We start from the raw sequence: 14,005 nt of genomic DNA, 5'->3' as shown, positions 1-14,005 counted from the left end.
AAATAGTGTAGAATATAAGAAATAGGTTTTTAGAATAAGGAGTGGAATATGACAGTAACGATTGATTGGGAAAACCTTGGTTTTTCCTATATGAAATTACCTTATCGCTATATTGCTCATTTTAAAAATGGACAATGGAATCAAGGAGAGCTTACAGAGGATGCAACTTTGCATATTTCAGAGTCTTCTCCAAGTCTCCACTATGGACAACAAGCATTTGAAGGTTTGAAAGCTTATCGTACTAAGGATGGCAGTATTCAACTGTTCCGGCCTGATGAAAATGCCAAACGTCTGCAACGGACATGTGACCGTCTCTTGATGCCACAAGTTCCGACAGAAATGTTTGTAGAAGCTTGTAAAGCAGTTGTTCGTGCGAATGAAGAATACGTACCACCGTACGGAACAGGTGGAACCCTCTATCTTCGCCCTCTTTTGATCGGTGTCGGAGATATTATCGGGGTAAAACCAGCAGAGGAGTATATTTTTACTATCTTTGCTATGCCAGTTGGAAATTACTTTAAGGGTGGTTTGGTCCCAACCAACTTCTTGATTCAGGATGAATACGACCGTGCAGCTCCAAATGGTACAGGTGCGGCAAAGGTTGGTGGAAACTATGCTGCCAGTCTCTTGCCAGGGAAATTGGCCAAGTCACGTCATTTCTCAGATGTTATTTACCTAGACCCTTCAACTCATACAAAGATTGAAGAAGTCGGATCAGCTAACTTCTTTGGAATTACAGCTGATAATGAATTTGTAACACCATTGAGTCCATCTATCTTGCCATCTATTACCAAGTATTCCTTGCTTTATTTGGCAGAACATCGCTTGGGCTTAACTCCTATTGAAGGAGATGTTCCAATTGATAACCTTGACCGTTTTGTAGAGGCAGGTGCTTGTGGTACGGCAGCGGTTATTTCTCCAATTGGAGGTATTCAACACGGTGATGATTTCCATGTTTTCTATAGTGAAACAGAAGTAGGACCTGTGACTCGTAAACTCTATGATGAACTGACAGGAATTCAGTTTGGTGATATTCCAGCGCCAGAAGGTTGGATTGTAAAAGTAGATTAAAATAAACAAAAGGAGATTTTTGATGAAATCGAAAAAGTGGCTCTTAACAGCAGGAGTGGTCCTGAGCACAACAGCTCTTTTAGCAGCCTGTGGAAAAGCTGATAAAGAAGCAGATGCTCCGACAACATTTTCTTATGTCTATGCAGTGGATCCAGCATCCTTGGACTACAGCATAGCAACGCGTACATCCACAACAGATATTATCGGGAATGTCGTTGATGGTTTGATGGAAAATGATAAATATGGTAATGTTATTCCTTCTTTGGCTGAGGATTGGTCTGTCTCAAAAGATGGATTGACTTATACCTATAAACTTCGTAAAGGAGTGAAATGGTACACTTCAGAAGGTGAAGAATACGCAGAAGTAACAGCCCATGACTTTGTGACAGGACTAAAACACGTGGCTGATGGTAAGTCAGACGGTGTCTCTCTCATCCAAAATTCCATCAAGGGCTTGGACGCCTATATGACTGGTGAAACCAATGATTTCTCTACAGTTGGTGTTAAAGCTTTGGATGACTACACAGTTGAGTATACATTGAATGCGCCAGAAAGTTTCTGGAATTCAAAAGTTACAACAGCGACGATGTTACCTGTAAATGAAGAGTTTTTAAAGGCATCTGGAAAGAATTACGGAGAGGTTAGCCCAGCAGGTATTCTCTACAATGGTCCTTATTTCTTAAAAACATTGACTTCTAAATCGTTGATTGAATATGAAAAAAATCCAAATTACTGGGATAAAGAAAATGTTAAAATTGAGAAGATTAAATTGACCTACTACGATGGTTCAGATCAGGAGTCTTTGATCCGTAGCTTCTCCTCTGGTGCTTATACGACAGCCCGTCTCTTCCCAAGCAGCTCAAACTTTGCTTCAACTTTGGAACAATACGGAGATAAAATCACTTATAGCCCACAGGACTCAAGTAGTTATTACTTCACCTTTAACGTAAATCGTCAGTCATACAATAAAACTGCGAAAACAAGCGAAGAGCAAAAGACTTCTACAAAAGAAGCTATGCTTAATAAGGACTTCCGTCAGGCTATCAACTTTGCCTTCAACCGTCATTCGTATGCTGCCCAGCTAAACGGTGAAGATGGTGCGGACAAGATTATTCGTAACAGCCTTGTTCCAGATAACTTCGTACAAGCAGGTGGTAAGAACTTTGGTCAAATCGCACAAGCGGAGTTGGTGAACTATGGGGACCAATGGAAAGGTGTTGAGCTAGTTGACGGTAAGGATTCTATCTACAACCCTGACAAGGCTAAAGCTGCTTTCGAAAAAGCTAAGAAAGACTTGGAATCTAAAGGGGTAACCTTCCCAATTCACTTGGATGTCCCGGTTGAACAAACAGATACTATCGCCGTTCAACAAAGCAACTCTTTCAAACAGTCTATTGAATCAACTCTTGGTGCTGAAAATGTTGTCATCGATGTACTTCAAATGACAGATAATGAAAAAGAAACCATTACATCACAAGCGCGTGTTCCTTCTCAAAAAGACTATGATTTGAACAGTACAGGATGGGCTCCAAGCTATCAAGATCCAGCGTCTTACTTGAATATTATGGATCCAAAATCTGGTTCTGCCATGAAACACCTTGGTATTACGAAAGGAAAAGATAAGGATGTTGTCGCTAAACTTGGTTTGGATCAATATAAGAAATTGTTAGAAGATGCTGTTTCTGAGACCACTGACTTAGAGAAGAGATATGAAAAATATGCCAAAGCTCAAGCTTGGTTGACAGATAGTTCATTATTGATGCCAACAGCCTCATCTGGTGGTTCTCCAGTTGTAAGTAACGTAGTACCATTCTCAAAACCATACTCACAAGTTGGTATTAAGGGGGATCCATATATCTTTAAAGGAATGAAATTGCAAAAAGATATTGTTACAACAAAAGAATATGACGAAGCTCTTAAAAAATGGCAAAAAGAAAAATTGGAATCCAATAGCAAATATCAAAAAGAACTAGAAAAACATGTTAAATAAAGCAGAAAACTCTATGTCAGACAAGCCTGATATAGAGTTTTTTCTTGCTAGTTTTAGGATTTTCTTGTAAAATAGAAAAAGTGAAGAGAGGTATGAAATGAGCAAGAAAGATAAAAAAATCGAAATTCAAGTAGCAGATGCCAAAGTTAATGTTGGAAAAGACAGTTTTGAAGGTTATACCTTGACTATTGGTAAAAAAGTTATCGGAGAAATTGCCGAATTAGACGGACAATTTGCCATCATAAAGAATGGGAATGTCGATAGTTTTTATAAAAAATTGGAAAAAGCTGTGGAAATTTTGATTGAAAATTATAATTTAGCAAAATAAGTCTTGTTTTTTTGAAATTTTCATGATATAATAGTCCATGTTGATTGTAGGAGAGATAGCGAAGAGGCTAAACGCGGCGGACTGTAAATCCGCTCCTTCGGGTTCGGGGGTTCGAATCCCTCTCTCTCCATTTTATCAATGGGGTATAGCCAAGCGGTAAGGCAAGGGACTTTGACTCCCTCATGCGTTGGTTCGAATCCAGCTACCCCAGTTCTTAGGTAATAATCAAGATAAAAAGCAAAATATCTTAGGGTATTTTATTTTTATAATTGAAAGACGTGAATGATATGAACATGTCCTTGCGGGTGCTTAGGAAAAAAATTATAAGTATGTCAAGTTTAAGAAAAAACTTGATTGTTGGAGGATTTTTTAGATGAACGAATTTGAAGATTTGCTAAATAGCGTTAGCCAAGTTGAGACTGGTGATGTTGTTAGTGCTGAAGTATTGACAGTTGATGCGACTCAAGCTAACGTTGCAATCTCTGGAACTGGTGTTGAAGGTGTCTTGACTCTTCGCGAATTGACAAACGATCGCGATGCAGATATCAATGACTTTGTTAAAGTAGGAGAAGTATTGGATGTTCTTGTACTTCGTCAAGTAGTTGGTAAAGATACTGATACAGTTACATACCTTGTATCTAAAAAACGCCTTGAAGCTCGCAAAGCATGGGACAAACTTGTTGGTCGCGAAGAAGAAGTTGTTACTGTTAAAGGAACTCGTGCCGTTAAAGGTGGACTTTCAGTAGAATTTGAAGGTGTTCGTGGATTTATCCCAGCTTCAATGTTGGATACTCGTTTCGTACGTAACACTGAGCGTTTTGTAGGTCAAGAATTTGACGCTAAAATCAAAGAAGTTGACGCTAAAGAAAACCGCTTTATCCTTTCACGTCGTGAAGTTGTTGAAGCAGCTACAGCAGCAGCTCGCGCTGAAGTATTCGGTAAATTGGCTGTTGGTGATGTTGTAACTGGTAAAGTTGCTCGTATCACAAGCTTTGGTGCTTTCATCGACCTTGGTGGTGTTGACGGATTGGTTCACTTGACTGAATTGTCACACGAACGTAACGTATCACCAAAATCAGTTGTAACTGTTGGTGAAGAAATTGAAGTGAAAATCCTTGATCTTAACGAAGAAGAAGGACGTGTATCACTTTCACTTAAAGCAACAACACCTGGACCATGGGATGGCGTTGAGCAAAAATTGGCTAAAGGTGATGTAGTAGAAGGAACAGTTAAACGTTTGACTGACTTCGGTGCATTTGTTGAAGTATTGCCAGGTATCGATGGACTTGTTCACGTATCACAAATTTCACACAAACGTATTGAAAATCCAAAAGAAGCTCTTAAAGTTGGTCAAGAAGTTCAAGTTAAAGTTCTTGAAGTTAACGCAGATGCAGAGCGCGTATCACTTTCTATCAAAGCTCTTGAAGAGCGTCCAGCTCAAGAAGAAGGACAAAAAGAAGAAAAACGTGCTGCTCGTCCACGTCGTCCAAAACGTCAAGAAAAACGTGATTTCGAACTTCCAGAAACACAAACAGGATTCTCAATGGCTGATTTGTTTGGTGATATCGAACTTTAATCAAATTGAAAATTCACAAAATCCTTTGTTTACTAAACAAGGGATTTTTCTTTTGTCTCTGCTCCTTTTTTGATATAATAGTTCTATGTTAAAATCAGAAAAACAATCACGTTATCAAATGTTAAATGAAGAATTGTCCTTCCTATTGGAAGGCGAGACCAATGTTTTGGCTAATCTTTCCAACGCCAGTGCTCTCATAAAATCACGCTTTCCTAATACTGTATTTGCAGGCTTTTATTTGTTCGATGGAAAGGAATTGGTTTTAGGTCCCTTCCAAGGAGGTGTTTCCTGTATCCGTATTGCACTAGGCAAGGGCGTATGTGGTGAAGCTGCTGAGTTTCAGGAAACAGTCCTGGTTGGTGATGTAAGGACCTATCCCAACTATATTTCTTGTGACAGTCTAGCTAAAAGTGAAATTGTGGTGCCGATGATGAAGAATGGTCAGTTACTTGGAGTTTTGGATCTGGATTCTTCAGAGATTGAGGATTACGATGCAACGGATCGAGATTATTTGGAACAATTTGTCGCGATTTTGCTTGAAAATACGAAATGGGACTTTACAATGTTTGGGGAAAAATCTTAATGTATCAAGCACTTTATCGAAAATATAGAAGTCAAAACTTCTCCCAGTTAGTTGGTCAAGAAGTTGTTGCTAAGACTCTTAAACAGGCAGTGGAGCAAGAGAAAATAAGTCATGCCTATCTTTTTTCTGGTCCACGTGGAACAGGAAAAACCAGTGTAGCTAAGATCTTTGCCAAGGCTATGAACTGCCCAAATCAAGTGGGTGGTGAACCTTGTAATAACTGCTATATTTGTCAGGCAGTGACGGACGGTAGTTTAGAAGATGTCATCGAAATGGATGCGGCCTCTAATAATGGAGTCGATGAAATCCGTGAAATTCGTGATAAATCTACCTATGCCCCTAGTCTTGCCCGTTATAAGGTTTATATCATAGACGAGGTTCACATGCTGTCTACAGGGGCTTTTAATGCTCTTCTAAAAACGCTGGAAGAGCCAACACAGAATGTGGTCTTTATTTTGGCTACTACTGAATTGCACAAGATTCCTGCGACTATTCTATCCCGTGTGCAACGTTTTGAATTTAAATCAATTAAGACACAGGATATTAAGGAACATATCCACTATATCTTAGAAAAAGAAAATATTAGTTCTGAACCAGAGGCTGTGGAAATCATTGCCAGACGGGCGGAAGGTGGAATGCGGGACGCCTTGTCTATTTTGGATCAAGCCCTGAGTCTAACACAGGGAAATGAATTGACGACTGCCATCTCTGAAGAAATTACTGGCACCATTAGCCTATCAGCCTTGGATGATTATGTGGCTGCCTTGTCTCAACAGGATGTTCCCAAAGCATTAGCTTGCTTAAATCTTCTCTTTGACAATGGTAAGAGCATGACCCGTTTTGTGACCGACCTTTTGTACTATTTAAGAGACTTGTTAATTGTTCAAACAGGTGGAGAAAACACTCATCATAGTCCAGTCTTTGTGGAAAACTTGGCACTTCCTCAAGAAAATCTGTTTGAAATGATTCGCTTAGCAACAGTGAGTTTAGCAGATATTAAGTCTAGTTTGCAGCCCAAGATTTATGCTGAGATGATGACCATTCGTTTAGCGGAGATTAAGCCTGAGCCATTTCTTTCAGGAGCGGTTGAAAATGAAATTGCTTCGCTGAGACAGGAAGTGACACGTCTCAAACAAGAACTCGCCAATGTGGGAACTGTGCCCAAGCCAACAAGTCCAGCTCCTAGTCGCCCAGCGGCAGGCAAGACCGTCTATCGTGTGGATCGCAATAAAGTTCAATCTATCTTACAAGAGGCCGTTGAAAATCCTGATTTAGCACGTCAAAATCTGATTCGTTTGCAGAATGCCTGGGGAGAGGTGATCGAAAGTCTAGGTGGGCCGGACAAGGCCCTTCTAGTCGGATCTCAACCAGTTGCAGCCAATGAACACCATGCCATTCTTGCTTTTGAATCTAACTTCAATGCTGGTCAAACCATGAAACGAGACAATCTCAACACCATGTTTGGCAACATCCTCAGTCAAGCAGCAGGTTTTTCACCTGAGATTTTAGCTATTTCCATGGAGGAATGGAAAGAAGTTCGCGCAGCCTTTTCAGCCAAAGCCAAATCTTCTCAAACTGAAAAAGAAGCAGAAGAAAGCCTGATTCCAGAAGGATTTGAATTTTTGGCTGATAAAGTGAAGGTAGAGGAAGACTAAAGAAAGAATTCATGATACAATAAGTTTATGAATAAACAACAATTTATTATTATGGCGCTGTTTACAGCTGCTGAGACCTATTTTTTCAATGAAGCCTGGATGACTGGCCGCTATATTATGGCAGCCTTTTGGGCTATTTTGCTCTTTAGAAATTTCCGAGTCAGTTATGTGATGGGCAAAATCGTTGATGTCATCGATCAGCATTTTAATAGGAAAGACTAGCCCTCAGCTTCCAGACAAAATCAAAGCCTTTTAGGCTTTTTTTTGTTATACTATAAAAGTATATTTATAGACCTTTTACTCTATTTCTGGGGAAATCAGACGTTTTTCTAGTAAGTACTGTAAAAGTCTTGAAAAAGAAAGGAACTATCATGTCAGTATTAGAGATCAAAGATCTTCACGTTGAGATTGAAGGAAAAGAAATTTTAAAAGGGGTTAACCTGACCCTGAAAACAGGTGAAATTGCCGCTATCATGGGACCAAATGGTACAGGTAAATCGACTCTTTCTGCCGCTATCATGGGGAACCCTAACTATGAAGTTACCAAAGGTGAAGTTTTGTTTGATGGCGTAAACATCCTTGAGTTGGAAGTAGATGAGCGTGCGCGTATGGGACTTTTCCTTGCTATGCAATACCCATCAGAAATTCCTGGAATTACCAATGCTGAGTTTCTTCGTGCAGCCATGAATGCTGGTAAAGAAGACGATGAGAAGATTTCAGTTCGCGAGTTCATCACTAAGCTAGATGAAAAAATGGAATTGCTCAACATGAAAGAAGAAATGGCAGAGCGTTACCTCAACGAAGGTTTCTCTGGTGGTGAGAAAAAACGTAATGAGATTCTTCAACTTTTGATGTTGGAACCAACTTTTGCCCTTTTGGATGAGATTGACTCAGGTCTTGATATTGATGCCCTTAAAGTTGTGTCTAAAGGTGTGAATGCCATGCGTGGTGAAGGCTTTGGTGCTATGATTATCACTCACTACCAACGTCTTTTGAACTACATCACACCTGATGTGGTACACGTCATGATGGAAGGTCGTGTTGTCCTTTCAGGCGGTCCAGAATTGGCTGCGCGTTTGGAGCGTGAAGGATACGCAAAACTAGCTGAAGAACTTGGCTACGACTACAAGGAAGAATTGTAATTCCCTCGTATCTTTTAGGAGAAGTAAATGACTAAAGAAAATATTAAACTTTTTTCAGAAATGCACGCTGAACCAAGCTGGTTGGCTGATCTCCGTCAAAAAGCTTTTGACAAGATTGAGACTTTGGAATTACCAGTTATTGAGCGTGTCAAATTCCACCGTTGGAATCTGGGGGATGGAACGATTACAGAAAGCGAGCCATCAGCAAATGTTCCAGATTTCACTGCACTAGATAACCACTTGAAGTTGGTGCAAGTAGGAACTCAGACTGTTTTTGAGCAAACTCCAGTTGAGTTAGCTGAACAGGGTGTTGTCTTCACAGATTTTTACTCAGCTTTAGAAGAAATTCCAGAGCTTATTGAGGAATTCTTCATGTCATCTGTTAAGTATGATGATGATAAGTTGGCAGCCTACCACACAGCGTATTTCAATAGTGGTGCCGTTCTCTACATTCCTGATAACGTGGAAATTGCTGAACCAATCGAAGGAATTTTCTATCAAGACAGCGATAGCGATGTGCCGTTTAACAAGCATATTATGATTATCGCTGGTAAAAATTCTAAGATTAGTTATCTGGAGCGTTTAGAGTCACGTGGTGAGGGTAGTACCAAAGCAACTGCCAATATCACAGTAGAAGTAATTGCACGTTCTGGTGCTCAAGTCAAGTTTGCTGCGATCGACCGTCTAGGTGAAAACGTCACTGCTTACATTAGCCGTCGTGGTAAATTAGGCAACGATGCAAGCATTGATTGGGCAATTGGTGTCATGAACGAAGGAAATGTCGTTGCTGATTTTGATAGTGACTTGATTGGTAATGGTAGCCATGCTGACCTGAAAGTTGTAGCTCTTTCAAGTGGTCGTCAGGTTCAAGGGATTGATACTCGTGTAACCAACTATGGTTGCAACTCAATCGGAAATATCCTCCAACATGGGGTTATTCTTGAAAAAGCAACTTTGACTTTCAATGGTATTGGCCACATTATCAAGGGGGCCAAGGGAGCAGATGCGCAACAAGAGAGCCGTGTTCTTATGCTTTCAGACCAAGCGCGTTCAGATGCCAATCCAATTCTTTTGATTGACGAAAATGATGTTACTGCAGGACACGCGGCTTCTATCGGTCAGGTGGATCCAGAAGATATGTACTACCTCATGAGCCGTGGCTTGGATAAGGCAACTGCAGAACGTTTGGTTGTCCGTGGTTTCCTTGGCTCCGTTATCGTTGAGATTCCAGTCAAGGAAGTTCGTGATGAAATGATTGCGACTATCGAAGAAAAATTGTCAAAACGCTAAGGGGTAGACTATGTTAGATGTAGAAGCGATTCGCAAGGATTTTCCAATTTTAGACCAGATTGTCAACGATGAGCCATTGGTCTATTTAGACAATGCTGCAACGACACAAAAACCACTAGCAGTTCTGGAAACAATCAACCGCTACTATGAGAAGGACAATGCCAATGTTCACCGTGGTGTTCATACCTTGGCAGAAAGGGCGACAGCTTCTTATGAGGCGGCTCGTGAAACCATTCGTAAGTTTATCAATGCAGATTCTACAAAGGAAGTTCTCTTTACCAGAGGAACGACAACCAGTCTTAACTGGGTAGCGCGTTATGCTGAGGAAGTCTTGACTGAGGGAGACCAGGTCTTGATTTCCGTCATGGAACACCATTCCAACATCATTCCTTGGCAGGAAGCCTGTCGTAAGACTGGGGCAGAGCTTGTCTATGTCTATCTCAAGAATGGAGCTCTGGATATAGATGATTTGCGAGCTAAATTGACTTATAGAGTTAAGTTTGTCTCCCTAGCTCACGCCTCAAATGTTCTGGGTGTTGTCAATCCAATCAAAGAAATCACTCAATTATCCCACCAAGTGGGAGCCATCATGGTGGTGGATGGTGCTCAATCTACGCCTCATATGAAGATTGATGTTCAGGACTTGGATGTGGACTTCTTTGCCTTTTCAGGTCACAAGATGGCGGGTCCGACTGGTATCGGTGTTCTTTATGGCAAAGAAAAGTATCTGGAGCAAATGTCACCAGTTGAATTTGGCGGTGAGATGATTGATTTCGTTTATGAACAATCTGCTAGTTGGAAGGAATTGCCTTGGAAATTCGAGGCTGGAACTCCTAACATGGCTGGTGCCATCGGACTTGCTGCTGCAGTTGATTATCTGGAAAAGATTGGTATGGATGCCATTGAAGCCCATGAACAGGAATTGATAGCATACGTCTATCCAAAACTGCAGGCGATTGAAGGATTGACTATTTACGGTTCTCAGGACTTGGCTCAACGTTCAGGTGTCATTGCCTTTAACCTAGGCGACCTTCATCCGCATGACCTTGCGACTGCTTTGGATTATGAAGGTGTGGCAGTTCGTGCGGGTCACCACTGTGCGCAACCCTTGCTCCAGTATTTGGATGTTCCAGCAACAGCTCGTGCAAGTTTTTATATCTACAATACCAAGGCAGATTGCGACAAGCTAGTCGATGCCTTACAAAAGACAAAGGAGTTTTTCAATGGCACTTTCTAAACTAGATAGCCTTTATATGGCAGTGGTAGCAGACCATTCGAAAAATCCACATCATCAAGGGAAGTTAGAAGACGCTGAGCAAATCAGTCTCAACAATCCGACCTGTGGAGATGTCATCAATCTCTCTGTCAAGTTTGATGCAGAGGATCGTTTGGAAGATATCGCTTTTCTAAACTCAGGTTGTACTATCTCAACTGCCTCTGCAAGCATGATGACAGATGCTGTTTTGGGCAAGACCAAGAAAGAAATCTTAGAACTTGCGACTATTTTTTCTGAAATGGTTCAAGGCCAAAAAGATGAACGCCAAGACCAACTAAGCGATGCAGCTTTCTTGTCAGGTGTTGCAAAATTCCCACAACGAATCAAGTGTGCAACTCTAGCTTGGAATGCCCTTAAGAAAACAATTGAAAATCAAGAAAAACAATGAGACAAGTTTCTGTTGTCTTATGAATCAGTAGAAATGAAGAATGAAAGAAAGGATATTATGGCTGAAGAAAGAGTAGAACCAAAACCAATTGACCTTGGTGAATATAAATTTGGTTTCCATGATGATGTAGAGCCTGTCCTATCGACAGGAAAAGGATTGAATGAAGATGTCATTCGTGAACTATCAGCTGCCAAGGGAGAACCTGAGTGGATGTTAGAGTTCCGTTTGAAGTCTTATGAAACCTTTAAAAAAATGCCCATGCAAACTTGGGGAGCAGACTTGTCAGAGATTGATTTCGATGACTTGATCTACTACCAAAAACCATCTGATAAACCAGCTCGTTCATGGGATGAGGTTCCTGAAAAAATTAAAGAAACCTTTGAGCGTATCGGAATTCCTGAAGCTGAGCGTGCTTATCTAGCCGGTGCCTCTGCCCAGTACGAGTCAGAAGTGGTTTACCACAACATGAAGGAAGAATTTGAGAAGTTAGGTATCATCTTTACAGATACGGATTCTGCTCTCAAAGAATACCCAGACTTGTTTAAACAATACTTCGCTAAGTTGGTACCGCCGACAGATAACAAGTTGGCTGCCCTCAACTCAGCAGTATGGTCTGGTGGAACCTTTATCTACGTACCAAAAGGTGTCAAGGTAGATATTCCACTTCAAACTTACTTCCGTATCAACAACGAAAATACAGGTCAGTTTGAACGTACCTTGATTATCGTTGATGAGGGAGCAAGTGTCCATTATGTAGAAGGATGTACAGCGCCAACTTATTCAAGTAACAGCTTGCATGCTGCCATCGTAGAAATTTTTGCCTTAGATGGTGCTTATATGCGTTATACAACCATCCAAAACTGGTCTGATAACGTCTATAACTTGGTAACAAAGCGTGCTAAGGCTCAAAAGGATGCCACTGTTGAGTGGATTGATGGAAACTTGGGTGCCAAGACAACTATGAAATACCCATCTGTTTATCTTGATGGAGAAGGTGCGCGTGGTACCATGCTTTCGATTGCCTTTGCCAATGCTGGGCAACACCAAGATACGGGTGCTAAGATGATCCACAATGCTCCACATACAAGCTCATCTATCGTGTCTAAATCCATCGCTAAAGGCGGAGGGAAGGTTGACTACCGTGGTCAAGTAACCTTTAATAAAAACTCTAAGAAATCTGTTTCTCACATTGAGTGTGATACCATTATCATGGATGACTTGTCAGCATCAGATACTATTCCATTTAATGAAATTCACAATTCGCAAGTTGCTTTGGAACACGAAGCTAAGGTATCTAAGATTTCAGAAGAACAATTGTATTACCTCATGAGCCGTGGATTGTCAGAATCTGAGGCCACTGAGATGATAGTTATGGGATTTGTGGAGCCCTTCACAAAAGAACTTCCAATGGAATACGCAGTTGAACTTAACCGTTTGATTAGCTATGAGATGGAAGGATCAGTTGGGTAAAATTTGATTTTAGATTTACTAAAAATCAAGGACTTTGAAGATGAATTTGTGACAACAAGAAACTGAGAAAAAATATTTTAAGAACAGAAAAACGCATGATATCAGGAGTCAAAAAACTTGATATTATGCGTTTTATTGTGGGAAGATTTATTGCATTCTCTCATGAAATGGAGTTTTTTCCTAAGCGCTTTTGATTTTTGATATATTTTTGTGAAGACGAAGTAAGACAATATATAAAATAGTCAGTTCAAGACATGATATAGTTGCTTAGTTTAAAATAAGCATGGTCTAATAAATCTATGGCATATAGTAGAGATTTTAAACAAGGAGCCTTAGATTACATCAAAGAGGACCACAGCCATGTCGAGGCAGCCAAAGTTTTTGATGTTGGCGTCAGAACTTTCTTCACGTGGGAACAGAAAGACGTGAACAAGTACACTTAGAGAGGAAAAAGCGAGTCGTCAAAAACCGAAAGATTCCTTTAGAAGAATTGAAAGCCTTTGTAGAGGCTCATCCAGACGCTTTTTTACGGGAAATTGCGGCACATTTTGATTGTGTGGTTCCTTCAGTATGGACAGCTTTAAAGCAATTTATATCACTTTAAAAAAAAGACAACTAGCTCTAAAGAACAAGACCCAGAGAAAGTCGCTGAGTTTCTTGATATTTTGAATAGCCTAAAAGATTTACCAATCGTATATAATGACGAAACGGAAATCGACCGCTACCTCTATCGTTCTTATGCACGGGCTCCTAGAGGGGAGAAAGTCTATGAAAAGATTAGCGGACGGCGTTTTGAGCGGACTTCAATTGCTGCAGGACAAGTAGACAGAGAGTTTATAGCTCCCATGATTTACAAGGAAAGTATGACAATCGATTTCTTTGTGGAGTGGTTTAAAACGCAACTCCTGCCTGCTTTGAAGACACCTCACGTCATTGTCATGGATAATGCTAGTTTTCATCCCAAGCATATCTTAGATGAACTTTACATTAAAGATAAACACTTTTTCTTACCTCTACCAGCTTATTCACCAGATTTGAATCCTATTGAGCAAGCTTGGGCTATCTTGAAAAAGAAAGTGAAGGATTTATTAAGGAAAGTCCCAAATATTTTTGAATGTTTGGAACGCTTTTTTAAAACTAAATGACTATAATTATAAAATGCTTATTGATTTTGATTTAAAATGACTCAAAAAGCCGTTGCACAACGGTTTTTTGTTATAATTAAATGAAGAATGT

At 40.4% G+C, this 14,005-nt stretch carries 12 protein-coding genes, 2 tRNA genes and 1 pseudogene; all 15 read left to right on the top strand.

Features of this window, described 5'->3' with window-relative positions:
* Window positions 1-48: 48 nt before the first annotated feature.
* The gene (locus tag HT722_RS02750; protein WP_120007866.1) at window positions 49-1,071 is read left to right on the top strand and encodes a branched-chain amino acid aminotransferase; all 1,023 of its coding nucleotides are present in this window, start codon (window positions 49-51) and stop codon (window positions 1,069-1,071) included.
* Between the two features lie 22 nt (window positions 1,072-1,093).
* On the top strand, window positions 1,094-3,061 hold the full coding sequence (locus tag HT722_RS02745; protein ID WP_173277426.1) for a peptide ABC transporter substrate-binding protein: 1,968 nt from the start codon (window positions 1,094-1,096) through the stop codon (window positions 3,059-3,061).
* Between the two features lie 97 nt (window positions 3,062-3,158).
* Window positions 3,159-3,389, top strand: coding sequence for a DUF2969 domain-containing protein (locus HT722_RS02740; protein WP_000037113.1), 231 nt, complete (start codon window positions 3,159-3,161; stop codon window positions 3,387-3,389).
* 49 nt (window positions 3,390-3,438) lie between these two features.
* Window positions 3,439-3,519: transfer RNA gene (locus HT722_RS02735), tRNA-Tyr, on the top strand.
* A 9-nt stretch (window positions 3,520-3,528) separates the two neighbouring features.
* Window positions 3,529-3,600 (top strand) — tRNA-Gln (locus HT722_RS02730).
* Between the two features lie 162 nt (window positions 3,601-3,762).
* Window positions 3,763-4,965: a 30S ribosomal protein S1 gene (gene rpsA / locus HT722_RS02725; RefSeq protein ID WP_001001631.1), complete on the top strand. Its 1,203-nt coding sequence runs from the start codon at window positions 3,763-3,765 to the stop codon at window positions 4,963-4,965.
* An 85-nt stretch (window positions 4,966-5,050) separates the two neighbouring features.
* Entirely contained in the window at window positions 5,051-5,548 is a 498-nt protein-coding gene (locus HT722_RS02720; RefSeq protein WP_173277424.1) for a GAF domain-containing protein, read from the top strand.
* A complete protein-coding gene (dnaX, locus tag HT722_RS02715) occupies window positions 5,548-7,203 on the top strand; it encodes a DNA polymerase III subunit gamma/tau (RefSeq protein WP_173277422.1) in 1,656 nt (551 codons plus the stop codon). The genes HT722_RS02720 and dnaX overlap by 1 nt, the downstream gene beginning before the upstream one ends.
* Before the next feature lie 27 nt (window positions 7,204-7,230).
* Window positions 7,231-7,425: a DUF3272 domain-containing protein gene (locus HT722_RS02710; RefSeq protein WP_001041547.1), complete on the top strand. Its 195-nt coding sequence runs from the start codon at window positions 7,231-7,233 to the stop codon at window positions 7,423-7,425.
* 149 nt (window positions 7,426-7,574) lie between these two features.
* Window positions 7,575-8,345 (top strand): Fe-S cluster assembly ATPase SufC, encoded by a 771-nt coding sequence (gene sufC, locus HT722_RS02705; protein ID WP_000114489.1) that lies wholly within the window; start codon window positions 7,575-7,577, stop codon window positions 8,343-8,345.
* A 27-nt stretch (window positions 8,346-8,372) separates the two neighbouring features.
* Window positions 8,373-9,635, top strand: a complete 1,263-nt coding sequence (gene sufD / locus HT722_RS02700) for a Fe-S cluster assembly protein SufD (protein WP_173277420.1) — start codon at window positions 8,373-8,375, stop codon at window positions 9,633-9,635.
* 10 nt (window positions 9,636-9,645) lie between these two features.
* Window positions 9,646-10,872 (top strand): cysteine desulfurase, encoded by a 1,227-nt coding sequence (locus HT722_RS02695; RefSeq protein WP_173277418.1) that lies wholly within the window; start codon window positions 9,646-9,648, stop codon window positions 10,870-10,872.
* Window positions 10,859-11,299 carry a Fe-S cluster assembly sulfur transfer protein SufU gene (gene sufU / locus HT722_RS02690; protein WP_173277415.1) on the top strand — a complete coding sequence of 147 codons (441 nt, stop codon included), beginning with the start codon at window positions 10,859-10,861 and terminating at the stop codon, window positions 11,297-11,299. Before HT722_RS02695 ends, sufU begins: the two co-directional genes overlap by 14 nt.
* Window positions 11,300-11,356: 57 nt before the next feature.
* Window positions 11,357-12,769 carry a Fe-S cluster assembly protein SufB gene (gene sufB, locus HT722_RS02685; protein WP_000797051.1) on the top strand — a complete coding sequence of 471 codons (1,413 nt, stop codon included), beginning with the start codon at window positions 11,357-11,359 and terminating at the stop codon, window positions 12,767-12,769.
* Window positions 12,770-13,068: 299 nt separating this feature from the next.
* Window positions 13,069-13,914: pseudogene (locus HT722_RS10450) on the top strand (IS630 family transposase).
* The last annotated feature ends 91 nt before the right edge of the window (window positions 13,915-14,005 follow it).

Origin of the sequence: Streptococcus sp. 53 (genome assembly GCF_013276565.1) — a bacterium.
GTDB lineage: Bacteria > Bacillota > Bacilli > Lactobacillales > Streptococcaceae > Streptococcus.
This window is presented reverse-complemented; position numbering and strand designations above follow the sequence as displayed.